Source organism: Citrobacter sp. CK199 (assembly GCF_030333285.1).
GTDB lineage: Bacteria > Pseudomonadota > Gammaproteobacteria > Enterobacterales > Enterobacteriaceae > Citrobacter_B > Citrobacter_B koseri.
In genome coordinates this window covers 926,427-953,162 of the sequence record NZ_JAOWGF010000024.1, presented here as the reverse complement: position 1 = coordinate 953,162, position 26,736 = coordinate 926,427, and the positions used below count along the sequence as shown (strand labels likewise).

The window sequence follows — 26,736 nt, the reverse complement described above, 5'->3', positions numbered from 1 at the left end:
TTGAATATTTTTTCAGCGCCATTTTTATTTACGCACGGGAAGGAAATCCCTACGCAAACGTTTTCTTTTTCTGTTAGAATGCGCCCCGAACAGGACGACAGGGCGTAAAATCGTGGGACACATATGGTCTGGATTGATTACGCCATTATCGCGGTGATTGGTTTTTCCTGTCTGGTTAGCCTGATCCGTGGCTTTGTTCGTGAAGCGTTATCGTTGGTGACATGGGGTTGTGCTTTCTTTGTCGCCAGCCATTACTACACTTACCTGTCTGTCTGGTTTACGGGCTTTGAAGACGAACTGGTTCGAAATGGGATTGCTATCGCGATACTGTTTATCGCGACGCTTATCGTCGGCGCTATCGTGAACTTTGTGATAGGTCAGCTGGTGGAGAAAACCGGCCTGTCGGGTACTGACAGGGTGTTGGGGATCTGTTTTGGCGCGCTGCGAGGAGCGTTAATCGTCGCCGCCATTCTGTTCTTTCTCGATACGTTTACCGGCCTGTCGAAAAGCGAAGACTGGAGCAAGTCGCAGCTTATCCCGCAGTTCAGTTTTATCATCAGATGGTTCTTTGACTATCTGCAAAGCTCGTCAAGTTTCTTGCCCAGAACGTAACGGTTCTGAGATGTGGCTTAACGAGGAAAAGACGTATGTGCGGTATTGTCGGTATCGCCGGTGTTATGCCGGTAAACCAGTCGATTTATGACGCGTTAACGGTGCTCCAGCATCGTGGTCAGGATGCCGCTGGCATCATCACCATTGATGCCAACAACTGCTTCCGCTTGCGTAAGGCAAACGGGCTGGTGAGCGATGTTTTTGAAGCTCGCCATATGCAGCGTATGCAGGGCAATATGGGCATCGGGCATGTGCGTTACCCAACGGCTGGCAGCTCCAGCGCCTCCGAAGCTCAACCTTTTTACGTCAACTCGCCGTATGGCATCACGCTTGCTCATAACGGCAACCTGACCAACGCGCATGAGCTGCGTAAAAAGCTGTTTGAAGAAAAACGTCGTCACATCAACACCACGTCAGATTCTGAAATCCTGCTCAATATTTTTGCCAGCGAGCTGGATAACTTCCGTCATTATCCGCTGGAAGCCGATAACATTTTTGCCGCCATTGCCGCGACCAACCGCCAGATTCGCGGCGCGTATGCCTGTGTGGCGATGATTATCGGGCACGGTATGGTGGCTTTCCGCGATCCGAACGGCATCCGCCCGCTGGTGCTGGGCAAGCGCGACATTGGCGATGGCCGCACTGAATATATGGTTGCGTCCGAAAGCGTGGCGCTTGATACGCTGGGCTTCGAATTCCTGCGCGATGTGGCACCGGGCGAAGCGGTGTACATCACCGAAAAAGGCCAGTTGTTTACCCGCCAGTGCGCGGATAACCCGGTCAGCAATCCGTGCCTGTTCGAATACGTCTACTTTGCGCGCCCGGACTCGTTCATCGACAAAATTTCCGTCTACAGCGCCCGCGTGAATATGGGGACGAAGCTGGGCGAAAAAATTGCCCGTGAATGGGAAGATCTGGATATCGACGTGGTGATCCCGATTCCAGAAACCTCCTGCGATATCGCGCTGGAAATCGCCCGCATTCTGGGTAAACCGTACCGCCAGGGCTTTGTGAAAAACCGCTACGTTGGCCGGACGTTTATCATGCCGGGCCAGCAGTTGCGCCGTAAGTCCGTGCGTCGCAAGCTGAACGCCAACCGCGCTGAATTCCGCGATAAGAACGTCCTGCTGGTGGATGACTCCATCGTGCGCGGCACCACCTCTGAACAGATTATTGAGATGGCCCGTGAAGCAGGCGCGAAGAAGGTCTATCTGGCTTCTGCGGCACCGGAAATTCGCTTCCCGAACGTTTACGGTATTGATATGCCAACGGCAAATGAGCTGATTGCTCACGGTCGTGAAGTGGATGAAATTCGCCAGATCATCGGCGCTGATGGGCTTATCTTCCAGGATCTGGACGATCTGATTGAAGCTGTTCGCGCTGAGAACCCGGATATTCAGCAGTTTGAATGTTCGGTCTTTAACGGCGTGTATGTCACGAAAGACGTTGACCAGCAGTATCTCGATTATCTGGATTCCCTGCGTAACGACGACGTCAAAGCGATGCAGCGTCAGAACGAAGTGGAAAACCTGGAAATGCATAACGAAGGTTAATCTCTCCTCCCGGCAAGGGCGCGCAATCCGCGCCCTTGCTTGCAACGCCCCGTAAAATCCTGCAAAGTCAGCCCAGACGCAAGAAAGGGCAAAAATCATGAAACGACTCATTGTAGGGATTAGCGGCGCCAGCGGCGCGATTTATGGCGTGCGCTTGTTGCAGGTTCTGCGTGACGTGGCGGATGTGGAGACCCACCTGGTGATGAGTCCGGCTGCGCGTCAGACGCTTGCGCTGGAAACCGAATTTTCCTTGCGGGAGGTGCAGGCTCTGGCCGATGTCACCCATGATGCGCGCGATATTGCCGCCAGTATCTCTTCTGGCTCCTTTCAGACGGCGGGGATGGTGATTTTACCGTGCTCGATCAAAACGCTCTCCGGTATTGTGCACAGCTATACTGACGGACTTCTCACCCGTGCGGCGGATGTTGTCCTGAAAGAACGCCGCCCGCTGGTGTTGTGCGTGCGGGAAACGCCGCTGCATTTAGGACACCTGCGCCTCATGACTCAGGCGGCTGAAATTGGCGCCGTTATTATGCCACCGGTTCCCGCGTTTTATCATTGCCCGCAAACGCTGGATGATGTGATTAATCAGACGGTTAATCGTGTTCTGGATCAGTTTGATATCACGTTGCCGCACGATCTTTTCACCCGTTGGCAGGGTGCATAACGCTGCCCGTTCACAGTGCGTTTTTGCACAAATTGCCCTGTTTCAGGGCAATTTTGTAACCGCGATCATATCCTCAACATTTAATTCGCTAAAAGCGACCGAAACGCTGCGGTTCAACCGTCATACCTGCTATCTTCAACATCAGGACAATATTGCAACGTTTTATTAACATATTTAACGTCAAATAGGGACGCCGACGTGAAAATGGCATAAGACCTGCATGAAAAAGTCTGCAAACACACAACACAATGCAAAACATAATAAAATTACGCCACTTGAGGGTTATGTATGAAGAAGACAGTTCTCGCTTTGTCTTTGCTGGTAGGACTTTCCGCAACGGCGGCCAGCTACGCAGCGCTACCGCAGACGGTTCGTATTGGTACAGACGCGACATATGCGCCTTTCTCATCGAAAGATGCCAAAGGGGATTTTGTCGGTTTTGATATCGATCTGGGCAATGAGATGTGCAAGCGTATGCAGATCAAATGCACCTGGGTCGGTAGCGATTTTGACGCGCTGATTCCTTCCCTGAAAGCGAAGAAAATCGATGCCATCATTTCATCGCTCTCCATTACCGAGAAACGCCAGCAGGAGATTGCCTTCTCCGACAAACTGTATGCCGCCGACTCGCGCCTGATTGCCGCGAAAGGCTCATCTGTCCAGCCGACGATTGACTCGCTGAAGGGCAAGCACGTTGGCGTACTGCAAGGCTCCACTCAGGAAGCCTATGCGAATGATAACTGGCGCAGCAAAGGCGTGGATGTTGTGGCCTACGCGAACCAGGATCTCATCTATTCCGACCTGACGGCGGGCCGTCTTGATGCTGCATTGCAGGATGAAGTTGCGGCCAGCGAAGGGTTCCTCAAACAGCCTGCGGGCAAGGACTATGCGTTTGCCGGTCCTTCCGTGAAAGATAAAAAGTACTTTGGCGACGGCACCGGGGTTGGCTTGCGTAAAGACGATACCGAGCTGAAAGCGGCGTTTGATAAAGCGCTGAGCGATCTGCGTGCTGACGGCACCTACGACAAGATGGCGAAAAAGTACTTTGACTTTAACGTCTACGGCGACTGACAGGTTGCTGCGGGGAGTGTTGCGCACCGTTTTGGTTAACCATCACGGTGCGTGATGAGAGATTTGCACCATCATGGTGCGTTTGTCGCTGTCAAAATGAGCATGAATGCATACTTAAGCGCTTTTCATGCAAAATAAACCGGCTGACAGGGTAGAATGCTTTGCCTTGTCGGCCCGATTAATGGCACGATAACTGCACCTGGTCCTGTAAAGATCCCCTATAAAAGACAGTCTGTTGAGGATAGTTATGAAAAAACTGGTGTTGTCTCTTTCTCTGGTCCTGGCTTTCTCCAGTGCTACCGCAGCATTTGCAGCCATTCCGCAAAAAGTTCGTATCGGTACCGATCCGACTTATGCCCCTTTTGAATCGAAAAATGCACAGGGTGAATTGGTCGGTTTTGATATCGATCTGGCCAAAGAGCTGTGCAAACGCATTAATACACAATGTACCTTCGTGGAAAACCCGCTGGATGCGCTGATCCCCTCGTTAAAAGCGAAGAAAATCGATGCCATCATGTCCTCGCTTTCCATCACCGAAAAGCGTCAGCAGGAAATCGCGTTTACCGACAAGTTCTATGCAGCAGACTCTCGCCTGGTCGTCGCCAAAGATTCTGATATTCAACCGACCGTTGAGTCCCTGAAAGGCAAGCGTGTTGGCGTATTGCAGGGCACCACGCAGGAAACGTTTGGTAATGAGCACTGGGCGCCGAAAGGCATTGAAATTGTCTCTTACCAGGGTCAGGACAATATCTATTCCGACCTGACGGCAGGGCGTATCGATGCCGCTTTCCAGGATGAAGTCGCAGCCAGCGAAGGCTTCCTGAAGCAGCCTGTAGGCAAAGATTACAAATTCGGCGGCCCGTCAGTGAAAGACGAGAAACTGTTCGGTGTGGGTACGGGTATGGGGCTGCGCAAAGAGGATAACGAACTGCGCGAAGCCCTGAACAAAGCATTTGCGGAAATGCGTGCTGACGGTACTTACGAGAAGCTGGCGAAAAAGTACTTTGATTTTGATGTTTACGGCGGTTAATCGCCGCTGGTGCAGATAACGCCCGCAGATTTTTGACGCGCTGATTTTATGCCTGATGGCGCTGCGCTTATCAGGCCTACAGAGATTTTGTAGGTCGGATAAGGCAAAGCCGCCATCCGGCATTTAACGGTTCGACTGAGATCAAAAGAGGCGTCTTACTCACCACACACGACAGGACAGGCAGCATGTTGTACGGGTTTTCAGGTGTTATTTTTCAGGGCGCGCTTGTCACGCTTGAGCTGGCCCTCAGCTCAGTTGTGCTGGCCGTGCTGATCGGTCTTGTCGGCGCGGGCGCGAAACTTTCGCAAAACCGGGTGACGGGACTTATTTTCGAAGGCTATACCACCCTGATTCGTGGGGTGCCGGATCTGGTTTTAATGCTGCTGATTTTCTACGGGTTACAAATCGCGCTCAATGCGGTGACCGACGCGATGGGAATAGGGCAGATTGATATTGATCCGATGGTCGCCGGTATTATCACCCTGGGTTTTATCTATGGCGCGTACTTTACGGAAACTTTCCGTGGCGCGTTTATGGCGGTGCCCAAAGGGCATATTGAAGCGGCGACGGCATTCGGTTTCACCGGTTCGCAAATATTCCGGCGGATTATGTTCCCGGCGATGATGCGCTACGCCTTACCGGGGATTGGTAATAACTGGCAGGTTATCCTCAAAGCGACGGCGCTGGTTTCGCTGCTCGGGCTGGAAGATGTGGTCAAAGCCACGCAGCTGGCCGGCAAGAGCACCTGGGAGCCATTCTATTTCGCCGTAGTGTGCGGGCTGATTTATCTGGTATTTACAACGGTTTCCAATGGTGTGCTGCTGTTCCTCGAGCGCCGCTACTCCGTGGGTGTGAAGAGGGCTGACCTGTGATCGAGATTATTCAGGAGTACTGGAAATCCCTGCTCTGGAGCGATGGCTATCGCTTTACCGGCGTGGCCATTACGCTGTGGTTGCTGATCTCCTCGGTGGTGATGGGCGGCATTCTGGCGCTGTTTTTGGCGATTGGCCGCGTTTCCAGCAACAAATTTATCCAGTTCCCCATCTGGTTGTTTACCTATGTTTTTCGCGGTACGCCGCTGTATGTGCAACTGCTGGTGTTCTATTCCGGGATGTACACGCTGGAGATCGTGAAAGGAACCGATCTCCTCAACGCGTTTTTCCGTAGCGGTCTTAACTGTACCGTTCTGGCGTTGACGCTGAATACCTGCGCCTATACCACGGAGATTTTCGCTGGCGCCATCCGTTCAGTACCGCACGGGGAAATTGAAGCGGCGCGGGCGTATGGCTTCTCATCGTTCAAAATGTATCGCTGTATTATTTTACCTTCCGCGCTGCGTATCGCGCTGCCAGCATACAGTAACGAAGTGATCCTGATGCTGCACTCAACCGCGCTGGCGTTTACCGCGACGGTGCCGGATTTGCTGAAAATCGCCCGTGATATTAACTCGGCAACCTATCAACCGTTTACCGCATTCGGCATTGCCGCTGTGCTGTATTTGATTATTTCGTATGTCCTGATTAGCCTGTTCCGTAAAGCGGAAAAGCGCTGGCTCCAGCACGTGAAACCTTCTTCAACGCACTGAGAATACGATGTCTGAGAATAAATTAAACGTTATCGATTTGCACAAGCGCTACGGCGAACATGAGGTGCTGAAAGGGGTATCGCTACAGGCTAACGCCGGAGATGTGATCAGTATTATCGGATCGTCTGGCTCCGGTAAGAGTACCTTTCTGCGCTGTATTAACTTCCTCGAAAAACCGAGCGAAGGGTCGATTGTGGTGAGCGGCCAGAATATTTCCCTGGTGCGTGATAAAGACGGCCAGCTCAAGGTCGCCGATAAAAACCAGCTGCGGCTGCTGCGTACGCGCCTGACGATGGTATTTCAGCACTTCAATCTCTGGAGCCACATGACGGTGCTGGAGAACGTTATGGAAGCGCCGATTCAGGTGCTGGGATTAAGCAAACATGAAGCGCGCGAGCGTGCGGTGAAATACCTGGCGAAAGTCGGTATTGATGAACGTGCGCAGGGAAAATACCCGGTACACCTCTCTGGTGGTCAGCAGCAGCGCGTCTCGATTGCCCGCGCGTTGGCGATGGAACCTGAGGTGCTGCTGTTTGATGAGCCGACATCGGCGCTTGACCCCGAACTGGTAGGCGAAGTCTTGCGTATCATGCAGCAGTTAGCGGAAGAGGGGAAAACGATGGTGGTGGTGACGCATGAAATGGGATTTGCCCGCCATGTTTCCACCCATGTGATTTTCCTGCATCAGGGGAAAATCGAAGAAGAAGGCGATCCAGAGCAGGTATTCGGCAACCCGCAAAGCCCGCGTTTGCAACAGTTCCTGAAAGGCTCGCTGAAGTAGCGGTTTATCCGTCGCTCAGAGAAACAATTTTGCCCGGTGACTCTGTGCTTACCGGGCCGACACGTAGGCCGGATAAGGCATCGCCGCCATCCGGCGATTATCGCCCCATCTCGCTTTCCAGACGGTATACCCATTCGTCATACCGGATGCCGTTCACCTCATAGGCGTTTTCCAGCACCTGAGTCCGCGTAAAACCACGCTTTTCCAGCACGCGCACAGACGCGTGATTCTCTGCCAGCACATAGGCGTTTATCGCTTTCACGCTGGTATGCGTAAAGGCGTAATCGCAGACGGCATATAAGGCTTCTGTGGCGATCCCTCTCCCTTGCGCTTCCGGGAGAACCGTATAGCCGATATCGGCTTCCTGCGGATAATGGTGGCTAATTTGTAAGCCAATGTCGCCCAAAGGCTTATCGCTGTTATGCAGGCGGATGACGAAGGTATGCTTTGAGACGAGGCGACGGGCGAACAGCAGGCGAGTGTCTTTTTCCGGCGTGATATCAGCCATATAACGCATGATTTCAGGGTTTTCACGCAGTGCGAGAAAAAAGGACCAGTCAGTAGGTTGAAAAAGGGAGAGGGTCAATCGGGAGGTGGTTATTATCGCCATAAAATCGCCATTCCAGAAGTCAGGCATACTACCTTACCACCGGAATGGCTACAGTGACCAGGTGAATGGTTTAACGGATCACATCGGCCAGCGCTTCTTCTAAATCGTACCAGCGAAATGAAAACCCCGCCGCCTCCAGTCTTTTTGGCAATGCGCGCTGTCCGCCCAGCACCAGTACCGATGATTCCCCCATTAACAGGCGGATGACGGTCGCGGGAACGCGCAGGATTGCGGGGCGGTTCAGCGCATGACCCAGCGCATGGGCGAACTGTTCATTACGAACCGGATAAGGCGAAACCATATTGAACGGACCGCGCAGGTCGTTATCCAGCAGCCAGAGAATACCGTTTACCATATCATCAATATGGATCCAGGCCAGATACTGACGCCCATTGCCAATTGGCCCTCCCAGCCCCAGGCGAAACGGCGGGATCATTTTGGCCAGAATGCCGCCTTCCGGCGCCAGGACGACGCCGGTGCGTAGCAGACAAACGCGCGTTTTATCACTTTGCGCGCTACAGGCAATCTGCTCCCAACGCGCGCATAACTTATGGGTAAATTCGTTATGCGGCGGCTCTTCTTCCGTTACGACAACTTCGCCCAGATCGCCGTAATAGCCTGCGGCAGACCCGGAAATTAACGTGGACGGGGGCGTCTCGCTGGCGTTGATCAAATCCGCCAGCTTTTGCGTGATGGACCAGCGGCTTTGACACAAACGCTCTTTTTGCTGCGCGGTCCAGCGTTTGTCGGCGATAGGCTCGCCAGCAAGGTTGACCACGGCGTCTATGTCGTTGAGGTTTTGCCTGTCCTCCAGCCCTTTCCACAGCGCAACCCGGGAGTCGAGAAGCTGACGCGCCTTATCGGGACTCCGTGTGACGACCGTCACCTGATGCCCCAGCTCCAGCAGACGGGGAATCAGGTGGCGTCCTATCAGGCCAGTACCGCCGGTAATCAGAATCTGCATGTTTCCTCCCGGATAGCGCTTAACGTCGCCAGCTGAGCGTCATGGAGACGGAATCGGCATAACGCAGCGCATGAAGTTTGTCGATCTCTACTTCAGCATAAGTGACCCAGTGATGTTCGCGTGCGATGTCGAGCACATCCTGAGTTAATTTTTCTAACAGCGAGAATCGGTTGCTCTCCACATGCTGAATAATGTTTTTTGTGATGGTGCGGTAATTCAGCGCATCGTTGATGTCCTCGCTTACGCGGGCTTTTTCCGCCGGATAGTGAATGGCAACGTTAATAACAATATCCTGGCGGTTGAGGATCTCTTCCTCTTTGATACCGATAAACGTGCGCAGACGAAGGTTTTTTATACGAATAATAGCGTCAGGTTGTGACATTGCAGGCGTCCTCCATGGTTGAACCTTTGCATGATACACGAGAACCCGGCCGCGTTATTCGCTCTGACTCTCAGGCTTCTGCTAAGGCCGCAGTCTTGCGCGTTCTGTTGCCGGGCTCAGTATGAGTTTTCATCAGGTGACAGTATGCGAAAGACTCTATATTTTGAGAGAAAGCCCAAAGAACGAAGAGGACATTATGAGCAAACCCGAGATTACGCTTTGGTCAGACGCTAACTTTTTCTCTCCTTACGTCTTATCCGTTTATGTTGCCTTGCAGGAGAAAGGACTGCCTTTTAGCCTCAAAACCGTTGACCTGAGCAGCGGCGAGCATTTGCAGCCCTCATGGCAGGGCTACGCGTTAACGCGCCGCGTCCCGGTGCTGGAAATCGATGGCTTTGAGCTTAGCGAGTCGTCGGCGATTACCGAGTATCTGGAAGATCGCTTTGCGCCGCCGCAGTGGGAGCGCATCTACCCGCACGATCTGCAAAAACGCGCCCGCGCGCGCCAGATTCAGGCGTGGTTACGCAGTGATTTAATGCCCATTCGCGAGGAACGTTCGACGGATGTGGTCTTTGCGGCGGCCAGGAAAGGCCCGTTGAGCGAAGCGGGGAAAGAGAGCGCGGCAAAACTGGTGGCGACGGCCAGTGGTTTGCTCGCTCACGGTAAGCCGAATTTATTTGGCGAATGGTGTATTGCGGATACCGATTTGGCGCTCATGCTTAACCGCCTCGTACTCAACGGCGACGAGATTCCTGAGGCACTGGCGGAATATGCAGCATTCCAGTGGCAGCGCGCCTCCGTTCAACGTTTTATTGCGCTTTCCGCAAAGCGTTCAGGCTGATAATCCGCGTATAATCCAGTATCATAGAGCGGTTTTTTATGACGAGGAGTGAGTGATGAAACTGATGTTTGCATCGGACATTCATGGTTCGTTACCTGCGACAGAGCGCGTACTTGAACGGTTTGCGCAAAGTGGCGCGCAATGGCTGGTGATACTGGGTGATGTGCTTTATCACGGGCCGCGTAACGCGCTGCCGGAAGGCTACGCACCGGCGCAGGTGGCAGAACGCCTGAACGAGCAGGCGGCGCGTATTATTGCGGTACGGGGAAACTGTGACAGCGAAGTGGATCAGATGCTGCTCCATTTCCCGATAACCGCGCCGTGGCAGCAAGTGCTGCTGGAAAACCGGCGCATCTTCCTGACCCACGGACACCTGTTCGGGGCGGATAATGTACCCGCGTTAAATGCGGGCGACGTTCTTGCTTATGGGCATACTCATCTGCCGGTCGCTGAAAAACGCGGCGAGCTGTATCACTTTAATCCAGGCTCAGTCAGCATCCCGAAAGGTGGGTTTGCAGCAAGCTACGGCATTCTGGATGATAATGTTTTGAGCGTAATCGCACTCAATGATCAAAGTATCATTGCGCAGGTCGCGATTAATCCGTAATTTACCCCACAATTGTAAATGCGCCGTAAGAGCGCCAGAAAAAGAAGGTTTCCTGATGGTGGAACAGCGTCGTTTGGCAAGTACTGAATGGGTGGATATTGTGAATGAAGAGAACGAAGTCATTGCGCAATCCAGCCGGGAGCAAATGCGAGCGCAGCGCTTACGTCATCGTGCAACGTATATCGTCGTGCATGATGGTATGGGCAAAATTCTGGTTCAACGCCGTACTGAGACAAAAGACTTTTTGCCCGGCATGTTAGATGCCACCGCAGGTGGAGTGGTGCAGGCCGATGAGCAACTGCTGGAGTCTGCACGACGTGAAGCGGAAGAAGAACTGGGTATCGCAGGCGTGCCGTTTGCTGAGCACGGTCAGTTCTATTTTGAAGATGATAATTGCCGTGTCTGGGGCGGGTTATTTAGCTGCGTTTCTCATGGGCCATTCGCGCTTCAGGAAGAAGAGATCAGCGAAGTCTGCTGGCTGACGCCGGAAGAAATTACGGCGCGTTGCGATGAGTTCACCCCGGACTCATTGAAAGCGCTGGCGTTGTGGATGACCCGCAATGCCAACAATGAATCGGCAAAGCAAGAGAAGCAAGAAGAGACGGAATAAGGTCTCTAACAGCTATCCCGCAGGCATAAACTGGAGGCGATCTGTTTCCGATCGCTCCAGTTGCCATCCTTCAGACGTTCCAGCAGCGCGCGTCCGGCTTCAAGGCCTATCTTACGATGCGGTACGGCCATTGTCGTTAACGGCGGCTGACAAACCCGGCTCACATCGCTGTCGCCGAATCCTACCACCGCCAGATCGTCAGGGACTTTGATCCGTCTGCGCTGACACTCATATAACGCACCGCAAGCCAGCTCATCGGATACGCACACCAGCGCGTCCAGCTCGGGCCACGCCAGAATAAATTCGGGAAGCTGCGAGGCGCCGGTGGAAAAGTTTGGCGGCAGGGCGGCGTTAATCACGCGATTGGGCGACATATGGTGGCGCAACATCGCCTTGTACCAGCCCTGCAAATGCTGTTGAAAGATCCACTGCTCCTGATTGGCGCAAAGCAGGCCAATATTCTGATAACCGCGCTGAATGAGCATTTCGGTCAGTTCGTACATTGCCGCGACGTTATCAATACCGATATTCATATCAATCGGATCGGTACGAATGGCGCCAATTTCCATCACCGGAATCGACGCGTTTTTTAACCAGTGACGCACCGTGTCGCTGTGCTCGACGCTGAGTAAAATGGCGGCGGCGATGTTGGAGGCCAGCAGCGTCTCCAGCAGTTTCTCTTCCTGTTCGAGATGGTGAAGGGACTCCGCCAGCATAATCTGGTATCCCGCAGGCTGTAAAACTTGCTGAAGTCCGGCAAACATTTCTGAACAACCGGCTTCCGTGAGGTTTGGGACGACCATCGCGATGGTTCGTGACGAGGCGGAAGCCAGCGCGCTTGCGGCAAGATTGGGCATATAACCAAGTTCATTCACTGCGGCTTCGATTTTTTCCCGGAGTTTATCGGAAACTTGCTCAGGCGTGCGTAACGCACGGGACACGGTCATGGTGCCGACACCGGCAAGCTGAGCAACATCGGCGATGGTCACCTTACCAGTACTACGCCGTTTTCGAGTTATAGACATACAGATTCCTGCGCAATTACAACGTATTGAGATGTTTTTTTATTGTCATTCATCGCTTCACGGGAATAGCAGTATACGCCTTAAATCCGGTTTAAGGCTGTGATTTCACGCGTTGATTGTATTTTGATAGCGCTATCACATATCTGACTGATAACTTTTGATAGCGCTATCTTTGTGAATATGATCACAGATAAGGTTTCAGCGCTTGAATAAAGTTTGCTCATATCTGGCAATCACGCGAGGAGGATATGTGCTCAATCACTGGCTAACGGATGCAACCATCATGCGGCAGGCGAGAGTGGAAAACTGGCCGCAGGCGCTGGAAATATGCGCCAGACCGCTGCTGGATGCTGGCGTTATCACACCTGAATATGTGACGGCGATTGTTGAGCAGCATCATAAGCTGGGCGCGTATTACGTTCTGGTGCCGGGTCTGGCGATGCCGCATGCGCGACCGGAAGAGGGAGCAAAGGGATTAGGCTTGTCGTTGTTAAAGCTGGAGCAGGGTGTCTCATTTGGGGCGGGCGAGTTCGATCCGGTGGATATCATCGTGATGCTCGCGGCACCCGACAAACACAGCCATATTGAAATGATTTCGGCGCTGGCAGAGTTATTTTCCAGCGATGACGATATGGATAAATTACATCAGGCGAAGTCGCTGGAGGAAATAAAAACAATAATCGCACGTTTCTAATTTAATTACGCATTCCGAATTACCTGACACATTACGCGCCTGCGTGATGCGGGCGTACTCTACTTAAAAGAAGGTGATGATAATGAAAATTATGGCTATTTGCGGTTCTGGCCTGGGCAGTAGTTTTATGGTCGAAATGAATATTAAAAAAGTGCTCAGGAAGCTTGAAATTGATGCCGATGTTGAGCATTCCGACCTCTCCTCGGCGACGCCTGGCGCTGCGGATCTGTTTGTCATGGCGAAAGATATTGCCGCCAGCGCCAGCGTGCCGGAAAGCCAGCTGGTGGTGATTAATAACATTATCGATATTAATGAACTTGAAGCGCAGCTGCGCGCCTGGTTCGCCAAACAATAACCTTATTGCAAGCGAGGCGGATATGTTTATCCTTGAAACGCTGAATTTTGTTGTTGATATATTAAAAGTGCCCTCGGTGCTGGTGGGGTTAATTGCCTTAATTGGCCTTGTCGCGCAGAAAAAAGCGTTTTCCGATGTGGTGAAAGGCACGATTAAAACTATTTTAGGTTTTATTGTACTGGGCGGCGGCGCAACGGTACTGGTCGGGTCTTTAAATCCACTCGGCGGAATGTTTGAACATGCGTTTAATATCCAGGGGATTATTCCAAATAACGAAGCGATTGTTTCCATCGCGCTGGAAAAATACGGGGCGTCTACGGCGCTGATCATGGCCTTTGGCATGGTGGCGAATATTGTGGTCGCCCGTTTTACCCGTCTGAAATACATCTTTCTGACAGGACACCATACGTTTTATATGGCCTGTATGATCGGCGTAATCCTGACGGTTGCCGGTTTTGACGGCGTTGGTCTCGTCTTTACCGGATCGCTGATTCTGGGGCTGGTGATGGCCTTTTTCCCGGCGCTGGCGCAGCGCTATATGAAGCGTATCACCGGCACTGATGATATTGCGTTTGGTCACTTCGGCACGCTGGGTTATGTGCTGTCCGGCTGGATCGGCAGCCTTTGCGGTAAAGGTTCCCGCTCTACCGAAGAGATGAACCTGCCTAAAAACTTAAGCTTCCTGCGCGACAGTTCGATCTCTATCTCTCTGACCATGATGATTATCTATCTGATCATGGCGGTGAGCGCGGGGCGTGAATATGTCGAGAGCACCTTCAGCGGCGGTCAGAACTACCTGGTCTACGCCATCATTATGGCGATCACCTTTGCGGCGGGCGTGTTCATCATCCTACAGGGCGTACGTCTGATTCTGGCGGAAATCGTACCGGCCTTTACCGGATTCTCAGAAAAACTGGTGCCGAACGCCCGCCCGGCGCTGGACTGCCCGGTCGTCTATCCGTATGCGCCTAACGCGGTGCTGATTGGCTTCCTGTTTAGCTTCCTTGGCGGCCTGGTCGGTCTGTTCCTGCTCGGACAGATGAAGCTGGTGCTGATCCTGCCGGGCGTGGTGCCGCACTTCTTTACCGGTGCGACGGCTGGTGTATTTGGTAATGCCACTGGCGGGCGGCGCGGCGCGATGATCGGCGCATTTGCCAACGGTCTGTTGATCACCTTCCTGCCCGTTCTGCTGCTGCCCGTGCTGGGGGCGATCGGCTTTGCGAATACGACCTTCTCAGACGCTGATTTCGGCGCAGTGGGGATTGTGCTGGGCAATCTGGCGCGCTACCTGTCGCCGCTTGCCATCACAGGGCTTGTTGTGGCGTTGTTCGTGCTGCTGGTGGCGTACAACGTGTTTGCGAAAAACAAATCTGCGGGGGGTAACACGCAGGAGAATACCGGAGCCAAATTATGAATGTGAATGAAGTTACTCAACTGGCGCGCGATATTCGCGTTGCCACTCTTAAGTCATTGACGCAGCTTGGCTTTGGCCACTACGGTGGCAGCATGTCGGTAGTGGAGACGCTGGCGGTGCTGTACGGCGCGGTGATGAAGATTGACCCGGCCGACCCCGACTGGCCGGAGCGCGATTACTTTGTGCTGTCTAAAGGTCATGCTGGCCCGGCGCTCTACAGCACGCTGGCGATTAAAGGTTACTTTCCGACAGAAGAACTGAACACGCTTAATCAGAACGGCACCCGTTTGCCGAGCCATCCAGACAGGTTAAAAACGCGCGGCGTGGATGCGACGACCGGTTCACTGGGGCAGGGGATCTCGATTGCCGGGGGGATGGCGCTGTCGCACAAACTTGCCGGGCGCCCGAATCGGGTATTTTGTATCGTCGGCGACGGCGAGCTGAATGAAGGGCAGTGCTGGGAAGCGTTTCAGTTTATCGCCCATCATCGGCTGAACAACCTGACGGTGTTTATCGACTGGAACAAGCAGCAGCTGGACGGCGAACTGGATGAGATTATTTGCCCGTTCGATCTGGAAGGGAAATTCCGCGCTTTCGGTTTTGATGTTGTCACCGTGAAAGGCGATGACATTGCCCGGCTGCTGGAGGTCGTTCAGCCGGTTCCTGCGGCGGATGCCCGTCCACGCGTGGTGATCCTCGACAGTATTAAAGGACAGGGCGTGCCCTATCTGGAGCAATTAAGCAACTCCCACCACCTGCGTCTGACCGATGAGATGAAAAAGGCGCTTAACGAGACGATTCGCCAACTGGAGGCCGCGCATGATTAAGGTTGCACCCGCGGGACAAAAAGAGAGCATGGAAATGCGTAAAGTGTACGCCGGATTTGTGGCGGAGCAGATAGAGGCCGGAAGCCAGATTATCGCACTTGAAGCGGATCTCATGAGTTCTATGGCGATGGACGGTGTTGCGAGGGATTATCCTCAGCATGTGATCAACTGCGGCATTATGGAAGCCAATGTGATCGGCACTGCGGCAGGGCTATCGCTCACCGGACGCAAACCGTTTGTCCATACCTTCACCGCCTTTGCCAGCCGTCGCTGTTTTGATCAGCTGTTTATGTCGCTCGATTACCAGCGCAACAACGTCAAGGTGATCGCGTCGGATGCCGGCGTGACTGCCTGCCATAACGGCGGTACCCATATGTCTTTTGAAGATATGGGCATTGTGCGCGGGCTGGCGCATTCGGTTGTGCTGGAAGTGACCGATGCCGTCATGTTTAAGGATATTTTGCGCCAGCTTATCGATCTTGAGGGTTTTTACTGGGTTCGAACTATCCGCAAACAGGCCCCGAGCATTTATGCGCCGGGATCGACGTTCACCATCGGTAAAGGGAATGTTCTGCGTGAAGGCAGTGATATCACGCTGATTGCCAACGGCATTATGGTTGCCGAGGCGCTGGAGGCGGCGCGCCAGCTGGAGCAGGATGGCGTGAACGCGGCGGTTATCGATATGTTTACCCTCAAGCCTATCGACCGCATGCTGGTGAAAAATTACGCGGAGAAAACCGGGCGAATCGTCACCTGTGAAAACCACAGCATTCATAATGGACTTGGGTCGGCCGTGGCTGAAGTGCTGGTTGAAACGTGCCCGGTGCCCATGCGCCGCGTCGGCGTTAAAGAGCGTTATGGTCAGGTCGGGACGCAGGATTTCTTGCAGAAGGAGTATGGTTTGACCGCAGAGGACATTGTGGAAGCGGCGAAAACGCTGCTGTAATAACGATGTATTGTTGCCGGATGGCGCTACTGCTTATCCGGCCTACAATAACCTGACTCATAGGCCGGATAAGACGCACTAGTTAACGTTATGGTCAGGTCGGGACGCAGGATTTCTTGCAGAAGGAGTATGGTTTGACCGCAGAGGCCATTGTGGAAACGGCGAAAACGCTGCTGTAATAACGATGTATTGTTGCCGGATGGCGCTACCGCTTATCCGGCCTACAATAACCTGACTCGTAGGCCGGATAAGACGCGCCAGCGTCGCCATCCGGCATTTTTGATCAATGGTATCCCATCAACTGCGCGCCGATAACCACCACGCTGGACATGATAAACAGCAACCCCAGCAGCGTCGCGCCAACCTTCAGCCAGTTGCGAAAATCGACCCGGCACACGCCTAATGTCGCCATTAACGATGCGGACGTTGGATAGATGATGTGACTGAAGCCATCGCCAAACTGGAAAGCCAGTACCGTAACCTGACGGTTTACGCCCACCAGATCGCCTAACGGAGCCAGAAGCGGCATCGTTAACGCCGCCTGACCGGAACCGGAGGTGACAAAGAAATTGAATACGGCCTGAAACAGCAGCATAAACCATGCGGCGACAGCGTTGTTCAGACCGCTAATGCCGTGAGCAATACTGTTCAACAGGGTATTTAACATGCTGGCGTCGCCCGCCTCGCCGTTGCCCACGAGCAATAAAATACCTTTGGCGAAGCCGACCAGCAGGGCCGGGGCAATCATCATTCTGGCGCCTTCGGTGAACGAGGAGGCCATGATGTTCACCGTCATACCGTTGAGGCGGAAAATAACCCCAATGATGCCGATGACCACGCCCATCGTGAAGAACTGGCTGGCAATCTCAGGAATAAACCACGCGTGAACAATCACTCCCCAGATAACCCAAATCATCACTCCGGTCAGCACAATCAGCACCAGCCAGTCGCCTGCTGTGAAAGGACGTTGGGCGATTTCGTCCTGCTTCTCACGGAAATAGCGATCGGATTCATGGACGCGCGACAGATGGGGATTCTTTTTCACCCGCGCGGCATAGGTCAGGGTAAAAAGAAGACCAATCAGCGTGGAAACGAACCACACAACAATGCGCAAGCCAGAGCCGGAAAGGACCGGTACGCCCGCAATCCCCTGCGCGACCACGACGCAAAACGGGTTCATCCATGAACTGGCAAAACCAATCTGGGTGGCGATATAGGTAACCAGTACGGTGGTAATGCTGTCATAGCCCAGGCGCACCATCAGCGGCGCGATAATAATCGCAAAGGCGACGGCCTCTTCCCCCATACCAAAAACCGCGCCGCCCAGTGAGAAGAGGATGAACAGCACCGGGATAAACAGCACCTCATTACCGCGCGTATGGCGTATCAGCGCCAGAATACCGTTATCAATGGTGCCTGTGCGCATGACGATGCCGAACGCGCCGCCGATCACCAGCATAAACATGATGATGCCGACAGCCGTGCCGAATTTAGAACCGGAGGTTAATCCTTCGAACGGGAAATTCATTAAGCCGGGTCTTTCATCGCCGGTTGTAAAGAGCTGGACGCGGTGATACTGCGCTTCACCGGCTTCGTTGGTGAGAATACGAAAAGAGTGGGGATCGACCACTTTGCGGGTTTTCGTCTGCCCGTCAACCTGATACTGCACCTCCTGGCTGTCGAACATTCCGACGGGAACAACCCAGGTGGCAAGACTGGTCAGAATGGCGACGAAAAAAATAATCACCAGCGTATCGGGCATCGCCCATTTTTTGGCAGGCCGCGATTGCGATTCTGTTACTGCGGACATAACACACTATCCCTGTTGCAAGGCAAAGAGATAATTATGCGAACAGAGGAATAGTTATTCATTGATACAGCGCAGCTAAGCGGGAAAATCGGATTTCGTTCATGCCGGTTCGGCAGGCATAAAAAATCTGGAAATAATCGCTATTTCCAGACCTTAGATATGAAGTGCTGGCCGGATAAGGACGCCTTAGCGTCGCTATCCGGCACACAAAGCAGATTACTGCTGTTGCTGTGAAGACTGAATCGCGGTCAGGGCGATGGTGTAGACGATATCATCTACCAGCGCGCCACGGGACAGGTCGTTCACCGGCTTGCGCATACCCTGTAGCATCGGCCCGATGGAGATCAGGTCGGCAGAACGCTGTACCGCTTTGTAGGTGGTGTTACCGGTGTTCAGATCCGGGAAGATGAACACGGTCGCGCGACCTGCAACCGGAGAGTTCGGCGCTTTGGATTTCGCAACATCAGCCATGACTGCGGCGTCGTATTGCAGCGGGCCGTCGATCATCAGGTCAGGACGTTTTTCCTGCGCCAGACGGGTCGCTTCACGCACTTTCTCTACGTCGCTGCCTGCGCCAGAGGTGCCGGTGGAGTAGGAGAGCATCGCAACGCGCGGTTCGATGCCGAAGGCAATTGCGGACTCCGCAGACTGGATGGCGATTTCAGCCAGCTGTTCTGCCGTCGGGTCCGGGTTGATCGCGCAGTCGCCGTAAACATAGACCTGTTCCGGCAGCAGCATGAAGAACACGGAAGAGACCAGAGAGCTGCCCGGCGCTGTTTTGATCAGCTGTAGCGGCGGACGAATGGTGTTTGCCGTGGTGTGAACCGCACCGGAAACCAGACCGTCAACTTCATCCTGTTCCAGCATCAGCGTACCGAGAACCACGTTGTCTTCCAGCTGTTCGCGGGCGACGGTTTCGGTCATGCCTTTGCTCTTACGCAGCTCAACCAGACGAGCAACATAGCTTTCGCGAACCACTTCCGGGTCGACGATTTCAATGCCTGCGCCCAGTTCTACGCCCTGAGAGGCGGCAACGCGGTTGATCTCTTCCGGGTTACCCAGCAGGACGCAAGTCGCGATGCCACGTTCAGCACAGATGGCTGCCGCTTTAACGGTACGCGGTTCGTCGCCTTCCGGCAGAACGACGCGTTTACCGGCTTTACGCGCCAGCTCGGTCAGCTGGTAGCGGAATGCAGGCGGAGACAGACGACGGCTGCGCTCAGAGGTCGCGGTCAGGGATTCAATCCAGTCAGCGTTGATGTAGTTAGCAACGTATTCCTGAACTTTTTCGATACGCTCATGGTCATCAACCGGAACTTCCAGGTTGAAGCTCTGTAGGCTCAGAGAGGTCTGCCAGGTGTTGGTGTTCACCATGAATACCGGCAGGCCGGTTGCGAAAGCACGTTCGCACAGTTTAGAGATGCGCGCGTCCATTTCGTAGCCGCCGGTCAGCAGCAGAGCGCCGATTTCCACGCCGTTCATTGCCGCCAGGCAAGCCGCAACCAGTACGTCAGGACGGTCAGCAGAAGTCACCAGCAGAGAACCCGCACGGAAGTGCTCCAGCATGTGCGGAATGCTGCGCGCGCAGAACGTGACAGACTTCACGCGACGGGTGTTGATATCGCCTTCGTTCACAACGGTAGCGTTCAGGTGACGCGCCATGTCGATCGCACGGGTTGCAATCAGATCGAAGCTCCACGGCACCGCGCCCAGAACCGGCAGCGGGCTGGATTCCTGGAGTTTAGCCGGATCGACTTTCACCACTTTCGCTTTGGAAGAGTCGTCGAAAATCTCAGACAGATCCGGGCGGGTACGGCCCTGCTCATCAACCGGTGCGTTCAGTTTGTTAACAATAACGCCGGTGATGTTGGTGTTTTTCGCGCCGCCGAAGCTGCTGCGAGTCAGTTCGATACGCTCATTCAGTTGTTCCGGGGTGTCGGTGCCCTGAGACATCACGAAGACGATTTCCGCATTCAGCGTTTTCGCGATTTCGTAGTTCAGAGACTGAGCGAACTGGTGTTTACGCGTCGGAACCAGGCCTTCAACCAGCACCACTTCCGCATCTTTGGTGTTCGCGTGATAGTTCGCGATGATCTCTTCCATCAGCACATCTTTCTGATTGCTGGACAGCAGAGATTCAACGTGGCTCATCTTCAGCGGTTCAGCCGCCGGGACAGACGAGTTTGCACGAACGATAGCGGTAGTCTGGTCTGGCGCATTGCCACCCGCGCGCGGTTGAGCGATTGGCTTAAAGACACTCAGACGAACGCCTTTGCGTTCCATAGCACGGATGACGCCAAGGCTGACGCTGGTCAGGCCGACGCTGGTTCCGGTAGGGATCAGCATAATAATACGGGACACGGTTTATCCTCTTTCGTTACCGCCGGTTTCAGGCGGGTTACAAAACAGCACCGCCAGCTAGGCTGGCGGTGTAAAATCAGGCAGTCAGACGGCTCGCGTCTTGCGCGATAACCAGTTCTTCGTTGGTTGGGATAACCACCGCAGGACGGGTACCTTCTTTGTTGATGAAACCAGATTTGCCGAAACGGGCAGCCAGGTTACGTTCGTGATCGACTTCAAAGCCCAGCACGCCCAGTTTGCCCAGAGACAGCTCACGCACCATCGCCGCGTTTTCACCGATACCGCCAGTGAAGACCACTGCGTCCAGACGACCTTCCATCAGCGCGGTGTAAGAGCCGATGTATTTCGCCAGACGGTGGCAGTATACGTCCATCGCACGTTTCGCATCTTCTTTAGCGGTGTAGTTGTCTTCAACATAACGGCAGTCGCTGGTGACTTCGGTCAGACCCAACAGACCTGATTCTTTGGTCAGCATTTTGTTGATCTGATCGATGTTCATGCCCAGGTTGTCATGCAGGAAGAAGATGATTGCCGGGTCGATGTCACCGGTACGGGTGCCCATCACCAGACCTTCCAGCGGGGTCAGACCCATAGAGGTGTCAACGCACTGGCCGTTGCGGATTGCAGAAACGGAACCACCGTTGCCCAGATGGCAGGTGATGATGTTCAGTTCTTCAACTGGCTTGTTCAGCATTTTTGCGGCTTCCTGAGTCACATAGTAGTGGCTGGTGCCGTGGAAACCGTAACGACGTACGCCGTGTTCTTTGTACAGGCTGTACGGCAGGGCATACAGGTAAGACTCTTCCGGCATGGTCTGATGGAACGCGGTGTCGAACACTGCAACGTTCTTTTCTTTCAGTTCCGGGAAGGATTTCAGCGCTTCAGTAATCCCGATCAGGTGAGCCGGGTTGTGCAGCGGAGCGAACGGCGCAGCGTCTTTGATGCCCTGGATAACGGAGTCATCAATGACCACGGAGCTGGTATACTTCTCGCCGCCGTGTACGATACGGTGACCAATTGCGGTCAACTGCGCAGACAGTTCTGGTTTTTGTGCCAGAATAGTATTAACAATAAAGTTCAGCGCTTCACTGTGAGCGGCGCCTGCACCTAAAGCCGCTTCTTGTTTATTGCCGTCCATTTTCCATTTGATACGTGCTTCAGGAAGATGGAAACATTCGGCTAAACCAGAAAGGTATTCTTCACCGTTCGCTGCATCGATGATTGCAAATTTCAGTGAGGAGCTACCGCAGTTCAGAACCAGTACTAACTTACTCGACATGGAAGTACCTATTTATGATACGTGGCTAAAAAAACGTCAGTGAGCCATAGAGCGTAACGCATGATGACGCTGACGTTTATGATTAACATCATGCGCAATAATCTTTTTCGGCATGATGGAAGAAATACCTTTGAGTCTATGCCATTTTGCGTATTTTTCAGCCAATGGCATACTATATGTAAATTTGACGACTCAATGATTTTGGACTACTGGCCTTAGAGGCCGACACAGGATACCTGATAGTGGGTATCAATGACAAAATGTTTTGAACGATGTCCCTTGCAGTTGTTGTTTTGCACAAATTTTTGAATTTTTATATGTGAAGTTGAGGTAAAGCCATGTCGACACCGGATAATCGCTCCGTGAATTTTTTTAGTTTGTTTCGCCGGGGGCAGCACTACGCAAAGACGTGGCCGATGGAAAAGCGCCTTGCGCCGGTCTTTGTTGAGAACCGCGTGATTCGTATGACGCGTTACGCCATTCGCTTTATGCCGCCGATCGCGGTGTTTACGCTGTGCTGGCAAATCGCGCTGGGCGGTCAGTTAGGCCCGGCGGTTGCCACAGCCCTGTTTGCGCTCAGTTTACCGATGCAAGGCATGTGGTGGCTGGGAAAACGCTCCGTTACGCCACTCCCGCCTTCCATCCTGAACTGGTTCTATGAGGTTCGGGGAAAATTGCAGGAAGCCGGGCAGGCGTTGTCGCCAGTAGAAGGCAAGCCGGATTACCAGGCATTAGCTGACACGCTTAAGCGCGCCTTCAAACAACTGGATAAAACTTTCCTTGATGATTTGTAATTGACCCCTGATTACGCATATAAAAGAAGGCATACCAATGCCTTCTTTTTTTGACCGCAGTAGAGTGATACAGGAGTCCCAAAATGGAAATGACCAACGCTCAACGTCTGATTTTGTCTAACCAGTACAAAATGATGACCATGCTCGACCCGACCAACGCCGAGCGTTATCGCCGTCTGCAAACGATCATTGAACGCGGCTACGGCTTGCAGATGCGTGAGCTGGATCGTGAGTTTGGCGAACTGAAGGAAGAAACCTGCCGCACGATTATCGATATCATGGAGATGTATCACGCCTTACATGTGTCCTGGACTAACCTGAAAGACGCGCAGACCATTGACGAGCGTCGCGTGACGTTCCTCGGGTTTGATGCCGCAACCGAAGCGCGTTATCTGGGCTACGTTCGCTTTATGGTGAACGTGGAAGGGCGCTATACCCACTTTGATGCCGGTACGCATGGCTTTAATGCCCAGACGCCGATGTGGGAAAAATACCAGCGTATGCTGAATGTCTGGCACTCCTGCCCGCGCCAGTATCACCTGAGCTCGAACGAAATTAATCAGATTATCAATGCCTGAGGGGGTGAGCGTGCAGTGCAAAGGCTTTCTGTTTGATCTGGATGGAACGTTGGTTGACTCCTTACCCGTTGTAGAGCGGACATGGTGCAACTGGGCCGATCGTTTTGGCCTCACGCATGATGAAGTGCTGAGCTTTATTCATGGCAAGCAGGCTATCACCTCTCTGCGACACTTCATGGCGGGAAAGCCGGAGGAGGAGATCGCCGCAGAGTTTACCCGTCTGGAACAGATAGAAGCGACGGATACGGCAGGGATTGTGGCGTTGCCGGGCGCGGTCGAATTGCTGAACCATCTCAATAAAGCCGGTATCCCCTGGGCTATCGTTACTTCAGGCTCGATGCCGGTTGCGCGGGCGCGCCATCAGGCGGCCGGCCTTCCTGCGCCAGAGGTGTTTGTTACCGCTGAACGCGTGAAGCGCGGTAAACCGGAACCGGATGCCTATCTGCTGGGCGCCCAACTGCTCGGCCTCTCGCCGCAGGAATGCGCGGTGGTGGAAGACGCGCCTGCCGGGATTCTCTCCGGGCTGGCCGCCGGGTGTCATGTCATTGCGGTCAATGCGCCTGAGGACACGCCCCGCATTGCGGACGTCGATTTTGCCCTGAGCAGCCTTGAGCACATTTCCGTGACCAAACAGCCCAACGGAAACGTGGTCGTTCTTAGAAATACCTGAACATGATTTAGCCCCGCATTGTTGGGGCTTTTTTATGGCAGAATCAGTCCATCCCTCTCATTTAACAAGGATATGTTGTGAACGGTGAATTGATATGGGTTCTCTCCTTACTGGCGATTGCCGTTATCTTGTTTGCGACGGGCAAAGTGCGCATGGACGCGATTGCTTTGCTGGTCATTGTCGCCTTTGTTCTGAGTGGAACATTGAGCATCTCAGAAGCCTTTTCCGGCTTCAGCGATCCTAACGTTGTTCTGATTGCCGCCTTGTTCATTATCGGCGACGGGCTGGTGCGTACCGGCGTCGCGACGGTCATGGGCGCCTGGCTGGTGAAAATGGCCGGTAGCAGCGAAGTCAAAATGCTGGTGCTGCTGATGATCACCGTTGCCGGGCTTGGCGCGTTTATGAGTTCAACCGGCGTGGTCGCGATTTTCATCCCGGTGGTGTTAAGCGTTTCTATGCGTATGCAGACCTCGCCTTCACGCCTGATGATGCCGCTCAGTTTTGCCGGTCTTATCAGCGGCATGATGACGCTGGTGGCGACGCCGCCCAACCTGGTGGTGAACAGTGAACTGCTGCGCGAAGGGCTGCACGGTTTTAGCTTCTTTAGCGTCACGCCGATTGGGCTGATGGTGCTGTTCCTTGGCATTATCTACATGCTGGTGATGCGCTTTATGTTGAAAGGGGATGATGCGTCGCAGCAGCGTGATGGCTGGAAGCGTCGCGCCTTTCGCGATTTAATCAAAGAGTACCGTCTGACCGGTCGCGCTCGTCGGCTTGCCATTCGTCCAGGTTCGCCGATGGTCGGCCAGCGTCTGGATGACCTCAAGCTGCGTGAGCGCTATGGCGCGAACGTGATCGGCGTTGAACGCTGGCGGCGCTTTCGGCGCGTTATTGTTAACGTCAATGGGGTGTCGGAATTTCGCGCCCGCGATGTGTTACTGATCGATATGTCTGCCGCAGAGGTGGATCTCCGGGAATTTTGCAGTGAGCAACTGCTGGAGCCGATGGTTTTACGCGGCGAGTATTTTTCCGATCAGGCGCTGGACGTGGGGATGGCGGAAATCTCCCTGATTCCCGAATCGGAACTGATTGGCAAATCGGTGCGCGAGATCGGTTTTCGTACGCGCTATGGCCTGAATGTCGTCGGTCTGAAGCGTGACGGCGTGGCAATCGAAGGGTCGCTTGCTGATGAAGCGCTGTTAATGGGCGACATTATTCTGGTGGTGGGAAACTGGAAGCTGATTGGTCAACTGGCGAAGCAGGGCCGTGACTTCGTGGTGCTGAATATGCCTGTGGAAGTGAGCGATGCCTCCCCGGCGCACAGCCAGGCGCCGCATGCGATCTTCTGTCTGGTGCTGATGGTTGCGCTGATGCTGACCGATGAGATCCCTAACCCGATCGCGGCAATCATTGCTTGCCTGCTGATGGGGAAATTCCGCTGTATTGATGCAGAAAGCTCCTACAAAGCGATTCACTGGCCGAGCATTATCCTGATTGTCGGGATGATGCCTTTTGCGCTGGCGTTGCAAAAGACCGGCGGCGTTGATCTGGTCGTTAAAGGATTGATGGATGTCGGCGGCGGCTATGGCCCTTATATGATGCTGGCATGTCTGTTTGTGCTGTGCGCCACCATCGGGCTGTTTATTTCCAATACCGCGACCGCCGTGCTGATGGCGCCGATAGCCCTTGCGGCAGCGAAGTCGATGGGGGTGTCACCGTATCCTTTCGCAATGGTGGTGGCAATGGCGGCGTCGGCGGCGTTCATGACGCCGGTCTCCTCGCCGGTAAACACGCTGGTTCTGGGGCCGGGGAACTACAGTTTTAGCGACTTTGTTAAGATCGGGGTGCCGTTTACGATAATCGTTATGGCGGTATGCGTGGTGATGATCCCGGTGCTGTTTCCGTTTTGATTTTTTGCCGGATGGCGCTATTCGCTTATCCGGCCTACAAATGTAGCAGTAGGTCGGATAAGACGTTTACGTCGCCATCCGGCAAAACGATTTATAGCGGCGAATCCTGGCTGATTTCATCCAGCGAGAGGTGAAAACTGGGCACAAACACCGCCATAAAATAGTCCATCTCTTCGCTGCGGCGCGACGCCAGGGTTTTTTCCAGTCGCGTTTTTGCCAGCAGGAATTCATTATTGCCCGCCGATAACTCTTCCAGACACTTCAGATAGGCGCAAAGCGCGTCGGCTTGCTTCACAACCGATTTCTCTTCTTCGCTGTAAGCATGTTCGTCGATCAGCGGTGCAAAAATATCGCGCAGTTCGTCAGGAACCATATCCACCAGTTTTTGTTGGGCAATTTTCTCAATCGCTTTGTATTCCTGCGCGATTTGCGAATTGAAGTATTTCACCGGAGTCGGGAGATCGCCGGTCAACACTTCAGAGGCATCGTGGTACATCGCCAGTAGCGCAATACGCTCGGCGTTGACCTGGCCGCCGAATTTGCGATTTTTGATAGCGGCAAGCGCGTGGGCGACCATCGCCACCTGCAAACTGTGTTCGGAGACGTTTTCGGTGCGCACGTTGCGCATCAATGGCCAGCGGTTAATCAGTTTCAGGCGGGAGAGGTGGGCAAAAAAATGGCTCTGCTTCATAGTGACCTTTTCATGATGACAACCTGAGGGTCATTGTGCGCAGAGAAGGCCATCGGATGCAAATACTCG

Annotated in this window: 27 protein-coding genes and 1 pseudogene; 20 read left to right on the top strand and 8 right to left on the bottom strand. The window is 53.6% G+C overall.

What is annotated here, in order from left to right; genetic code table 11:
- The first annotated feature begins 123 nt into the window (after positions 1-123).
- The 8 genes and pseudogenes from cvpA to hisP all read left to right on the top strand — a co-directional run bounded on the left by cvpA (position 124) and on the right by hisP (position 7,299).
- Positions 124-612 carry a colicin V production protein gene (cvpA, locus tag OGX75_RS08545; protein ID WP_012131456.1) on the top strand — a complete coding sequence of 163 codons (489 nt, stop codon included), beginning with the start codon at positions 124-126 and terminating at the stop codon, positions 610-612.
- 35 nt (positions 613-647) lie between these two features.
- Positions 648-2,165, top strand: coding sequence for an amidophosphoribosyltransferase (gene purF / locus OGX75_RS08540; protein ID WP_012131457.1), 1,518 nt, complete (start codon positions 648-650; stop codon positions 2,163-2,165).
- A 91-nt stretch (positions 2,166-2,256) separates the two neighbouring features.
- Positions 2,257-2,832: pseudogene (locus OGX75_RS08535) on the top strand (UbiX family flavin prenyltransferase); the annotation flags it as partial.
- Positions 2,833-3,120: 288 nt separating this feature from the next.
- Positions 3,121-3,903: a lysine/arginine/ornithine ABC transporter substrate-binding protein ArgT gene (argT, locus tag OGX75_RS08530; protein ID WP_012131460.1), complete on the top strand. Its 783-nt coding sequence runs from the start codon at positions 3,121-3,123 to the stop codon at positions 3,901-3,903.
- Positions 3,904-4,150: 247 nt separating this feature from the next.
- Positions 4,151-4,933, top strand: a complete 783-nt coding sequence (hisJ, locus tag OGX75_RS08525; protein WP_012131461.1) for a histidine ABC transporter substrate-binding protein HisJ — start codon at positions 4,151-4,153, stop codon at positions 4,931-4,933.
- Positions 4,934-5,118: 185 nt separating this feature from the next.
- Entirely contained in the window at positions 5,119-5,805 is a 687-nt protein-coding gene (locus OGX75_RS08520) for a histidine ABC transporter permease HisQ (RefSeq protein ID WP_012131462.1), read from the top strand.
- Positions 5,802-6,518, top strand: a complete 717-nt coding sequence (gene hisM / locus OGX75_RS08515; RefSeq protein ID WP_012131463.1) for a histidine ABC transporter permease HisM — start codon at positions 5,802-5,804, stop codon at positions 6,516-6,518. Before OGX75_RS08520 ends, hisM begins: the two co-directional genes overlap by 4 nt.
- A gap of 7 nt (positions 6,519-6,525) precedes the next feature.
- A complete protein-coding gene (gene hisP / locus OGX75_RS08510; protein ID WP_049008687.1) occupies positions 6,526-7,299 on the top strand; it encodes a histidine ABC transporter ATP-binding protein HisP in 774 nt (257 codons plus the stop codon).
- 97 nt (positions 7,300-7,396) lie between these two features.
- On the opposite strand, the gene OGX75_RS08505 is transcribed toward hisP, so the two are convergent.
- From OGX75_RS08505 to folX, 3 genes are all read right to left on the bottom strand, one after another.
- Positions 7,397-7,909 (bottom strand): GNAT family N-acetyltransferase, encoded by a 513-nt coding sequence (locus OGX75_RS08505; protein ID WP_049008706.1) that lies wholly within the window; start codon positions 7,907-7,909, stop codon positions 7,397-7,399.
- A 70-nt stretch (positions 7,910-7,979) separates the two neighbouring features.
- Entirely contained in the window at positions 7,980-8,873 is an 894-nt protein-coding gene (locus tag OGX75_RS08500; RefSeq protein ID WP_110493998.1) for a TIGR01777 family oxidoreductase, read from the bottom strand.
- Between the two features lie 19 nt (positions 8,874-8,892).
- A complete protein-coding gene (gene folX / locus OGX75_RS08495; protein ID WP_012131467.1) occupies positions 8,893-9,255 on the bottom strand; it encodes a dihydroneopterin triphosphate 2'-epimerase in 363 nt (120 codons plus the stop codon).
- A 196-nt stretch (positions 9,256-9,451) separates the two neighbouring features.
- Here folX and yfcF point away from each other — a divergent pair, with 196 nt between their 5' ends.
- From yfcF to yfcD, 3 genes are read left to right on the top strand one after another with little or no spacing between them, the layout of a single operon-like run.
- Positions 9,452-10,096 (top strand): glutathione transferase, encoded by a 645-nt coding sequence (gene yfcF, locus OGX75_RS08490; RefSeq protein ID WP_047462323.1) that lies wholly within the window; start codon positions 9,452-9,454, stop codon positions 10,094-10,096.
- Between the two features lie 55 nt (positions 10,097-10,151).
- Complete coding sequence (gene yfcE, locus OGX75_RS08485; protein ID WP_047462326.1) at positions 10,152-10,703, top strand: phosphodiesterase; 552 nt, start codon at positions 10,152-10,154, stop codon at positions 10,701-10,703.
- A 55-nt stretch (positions 10,704-10,758) separates the two neighbouring features.
- Entirely contained in the window at positions 10,759-11,313 is a 555-nt protein-coding gene (gene yfcD, locus OGX75_RS08480) for an NUDIX hydrolase YfcD (protein ID WP_012131470.1), read from the top strand.
- A 5-nt stretch (positions 11,314-11,318) separates the two neighbouring features.
- On the opposite strand, the gene OGX75_RS08475 is transcribed toward yfcD, so the two are convergent.
- Positions 11,319-12,338: a LacI family DNA-binding transcriptional regulator gene (locus OGX75_RS08475; RefSeq protein WP_012131471.1), complete on the bottom strand. Its 1,020-nt coding sequence runs from the start codon at positions 12,336-12,338 to the stop codon at positions 11,319-11,321.
- A 250-nt stretch (positions 12,339-12,588) separates the two neighbouring features.
- Here OGX75_RS08475 and OGX75_RS08470 point away from each other — a divergent pair, with 250 nt between their 5' ends.
- The 5 genes from OGX75_RS08470 to OGX75_RS08450 all read left to right on the top strand — a co-directional run bounded on the left by OGX75_RS08470 (position 12,589) and on the right by OGX75_RS08450 (position 16,574).
- Positions 12,589-13,032 carry a PTS sugar transporter subunit IIA gene (locus OGX75_RS08470; RefSeq protein WP_286451184.1) on the top strand — a complete coding sequence of 148 codons (444 nt, stop codon included), beginning with the start codon at positions 12,589-12,591 and terminating at the stop codon, positions 13,030-13,032.
- Between the two features lie 82 nt (positions 13,033-13,114).
- A complete protein-coding gene (locus OGX75_RS08465) occupies positions 13,115-13,387 on the top strand; it encodes a PTS sugar transporter subunit IIB (protein ID WP_024130155.1) in 273 nt (90 codons plus the stop codon).
- A 22-nt stretch (positions 13,388-13,409) separates the two neighbouring features.
- Positions 13,410-14,801, top strand: coding sequence for a PTS ascorbate transporter subunit IIC (locus OGX75_RS08460; protein ID WP_012131474.1), 1,392 nt, complete (start codon positions 13,410-13,412; stop codon positions 14,799-14,801).
- Complete coding sequence (locus OGX75_RS08455; RefSeq protein ID WP_049008599.1) at positions 14,798-15,628, top strand: transketolase; 831 nt, start codon at positions 14,798-14,800, stop codon at positions 15,626-15,628. Before OGX75_RS08460 ends, OGX75_RS08455 begins: the two co-directional genes overlap by 4 nt.
- Positions 15,621-16,574: a transketolase family protein gene (locus OGX75_RS08450; protein ID WP_286451185.1), complete on the top strand. Its 954-nt coding sequence runs from the start codon at positions 15,621-15,623 to the stop codon at positions 16,572-16,574. Before OGX75_RS08455 ends, OGX75_RS08450 begins: the two co-directional genes overlap by 8 nt.
- 283 nt (positions 16,575-16,857) lie before the next feature.
- Here the strand turns inward: OGX75_RS08450 and yfcC are convergent, their stop codons facing one another.
- The 3 genes from yfcC to ackA form a co-directional block, all read right to left on the bottom strand.
- Positions 16,858-18,384 (bottom strand): putative basic amino acid antiporter YfcC, encoded by a 1,527-nt coding sequence (gene yfcC, locus OGX75_RS08445; RefSeq protein ID WP_286451186.1) that lies wholly within the window; start codon positions 18,382-18,384, stop codon positions 16,858-16,860.
- Between the two features lie 216 nt (positions 18,385-18,600).
- Positions 18,601-20,745 carry a phosphate acetyltransferase gene (pta, locus tag OGX75_RS08440; protein WP_024130156.1) on the bottom strand — a complete coding sequence of 715 codons (2,145 nt, stop codon included), beginning with the start codon at positions 20,743-20,745 and terminating at the stop codon, positions 18,601-18,603.
- 76 nt (positions 20,746-20,821) lie between these two features.
- Positions 20,822-22,024, bottom strand: a complete 1,203-nt coding sequence (gene ackA / locus OGX75_RS08435; RefSeq protein WP_012131481.1) for an acetate kinase — start codon at positions 22,022-22,024, stop codon at positions 20,822-20,824.
- A 338-nt stretch (positions 22,025-22,362) separates the two neighbouring features.
- Between ackA and yfbV the strand changes: the two genes are divergently transcribed.
- The 4 genes from yfbV to OGX75_RS08415 all read left to right on the top strand — a co-directional run bounded on the left by yfbV (position 22,363) and on the right by OGX75_RS08415 (position 25,976).
- Complete coding sequence (yfbV, locus tag OGX75_RS08430) at positions 22,363-22,818, top strand: terminus macrodomain insulation protein YfbV (protein ID WP_003028087.1); 456 nt, start codon at positions 22,363-22,365, stop codon at positions 22,816-22,818.
- An 83-nt stretch (positions 22,819-22,901) separates the two neighbouring features.
- A complete protein-coding gene (locus OGX75_RS08425) occupies positions 22,902-23,396 on the top strand; it encodes a YfbU family protein (RefSeq protein WP_012131483.1) in 495 nt (164 codons plus the stop codon).
- On the top strand, positions 23,389-24,066 hold the full coding sequence (locus OGX75_RS08420; RefSeq protein WP_012131484.1) for a sugar phosphatase: 678 nt from the start codon (positions 23,389-23,391) through the stop codon (positions 24,064-24,066). Before OGX75_RS08425 ends, OGX75_RS08420 begins: the two co-directional genes overlap by 8 nt.
- Positions 24,067-24,143: 77 nt before the next feature.
- Positions 24,144-25,976 (top strand): SLC13 family permease, encoded by a 1,833-nt coding sequence (locus OGX75_RS08415; protein ID WP_286451187.1) that lies wholly within the window; start codon positions 24,144-24,146, stop codon positions 25,974-25,976.
- Positions 25,977-26,067: 91 nt separating this feature from the next.
- On the opposite strand, the gene yfbR is transcribed toward OGX75_RS08415, so the two are convergent.
- Positions 26,068-26,667 carry a 5'-deoxynucleotidase gene (yfbR, locus tag OGX75_RS08410; protein ID WP_012131486.1) on the bottom strand — a complete coding sequence of 200 codons (600 nt, stop codon included), beginning with the start codon at positions 26,665-26,667 and terminating at the stop codon, positions 26,068-26,070.
- Between the last annotated feature and the right edge of the window lie 69 nt (positions 26,668-26,736).

Excerpts from the sequence above, each read along its gene's own strand:
- cvpA (WP_012131456.1), top strand. The coding sequence starts at position 124 with ATGGTCTGGATTGATTACGCCATTATCGCGGTGATTGGTTTTTCCTGT.
- purF (WP_012131457.1), top strand. The coding sequence starts at position 648 with ATGTGCGGTATTGTCGGTATCGCCGGTGTTATGCCGGTAAACCAGTCG.
- argT (WP_012131460.1), top strand. The coding sequence starts at position 3,121 with ATGAAGAAGACAGTTCTCGCTTTGTCTTTGCTGGTAGGACTTTCCGCA.
- hisJ (WP_012131461.1), top strand. The coding sequence starts at position 4,151 with ATGAAAAAACTGGTGTTGTCTCTTTCTCTGGTCCTGGCTTTCTCCAGT.
- OGX75_RS08520 (WP_012131462.1), top strand. The coding sequence starts at position 5,119 with ATGTTGTACGGGTTTTCAGGTGTTATTTTTCAGGGCGCGCTTGTCACG.
- hisP (WP_049008687.1), top strand. The coding sequence starts at position 6,526 with ATGTCTGAGAATAAATTAAACGTTATCGATTTGCACAAGCGCTACGGC.
- OGX75_RS08505 (WP_049008706.1), bottom strand. The coding sequence starts at position 7,909 with ATGGCGATAATAACCACCTCCCGATTGACCCTCTCCCTTTTTCAACCT.
- OGX75_RS08500 (WP_110493998.1), bottom strand. The coding sequence starts at position 8,873 with ATGCAGATTCTGATTACCGGCGGTACTGGCCTGATAGGACGCCACCTG.
- folX (WP_012131467.1), bottom strand. The coding sequence starts at position 9,255 with ATGTCACAACCTGACGCTATTATTCGTATAAAAAACCTTCGTCTGCGC.
- yfcF (WP_047462323.1), top strand. The coding sequence starts at position 9,452 with ATGAGCAAACCCGAGATTACGCTTTGGTCAGACGCTAACTTTTTCTCT.
- yfcE (WP_047462326.1), top strand. The coding sequence starts at position 10,152 with ATGAAACTGATGTTTGCATCGGACATTCATGGTTCGTTACCTGCGACA.
- yfcD (WP_012131470.1), top strand. The coding sequence starts at position 10,759 with ATGGTGGAACAGCGTCGTTTGGCAAGTACTGAATGGGTGGATATTGTG.
- OGX75_RS08475 (WP_012131471.1), bottom strand. The coding sequence starts at position 12,338 with ATGTCTATAACTCGAAAACGGCGTAGTACTGGTAAGGTGACCATCGCC.
- OGX75_RS08465 (WP_024130155.1), top strand. The coding sequence starts at position 13,115 with ATGAAAATTATGGCTATTTGCGGTTCTGGCCTGGGCAGTAGTTTTATG.
- OGX75_RS08460 (WP_012131474.1), top strand. The coding sequence starts at position 13,410 with ATGTTTATCCTTGAAACGCTGAATTTTGTTGTTGATATATTAAAAGTG.
- OGX75_RS08455 (WP_049008599.1), top strand. The coding sequence starts at position 14,798 with ATGAATGTGAATGAAGTTACTCAACTGGCGCGCGATATTCGCGTTGCC.
- OGX75_RS08450 (WP_286451185.1), top strand. The coding sequence starts at position 15,621 with ATGATTAAGGTTGCACCCGCGGGACAAAAAGAGAGCATGGAAATGCGT.
- yfcC (WP_286451186.1), bottom strand. The coding sequence starts at position 18,384 with ATGTCCGCAGTAACAGAATCGCAATCGCGGCCTGCCAAAAAATGGGCG.
- ackA (WP_012131481.1), bottom strand. The coding sequence starts at position 22,024 with ATGTCGAGTAAGTTAGTACTGGTTCTGAACTGCGGTAGCTCCTCACTG.
- yfbV (WP_003028087.1), top strand. The coding sequence starts at position 22,363 with ATGTCGACACCGGATAATCGCTCCGTGAATTTTTTTAGTTTGTTTCGC.
- OGX75_RS08425 (WP_012131483.1), top strand. The coding sequence starts at position 22,902 with ATGGAAATGACCAACGCTCAACGTCTGATTTTGTCTAACCAGTACAAA.
- OGX75_RS08420 (WP_012131484.1), top strand. The coding sequence starts at position 23,389 with ATGCCTGAGGGGGTGAGCGTGCAGTGCAAAGGCTTTCTGTTTGATCTG.
- yfbR (WP_012131486.1), bottom strand. The coding sequence starts at position 26,667 with ATGAAGCAGAGCCATTTTTTTGCCCACCTCTCCCGCCTGAAACTGATT.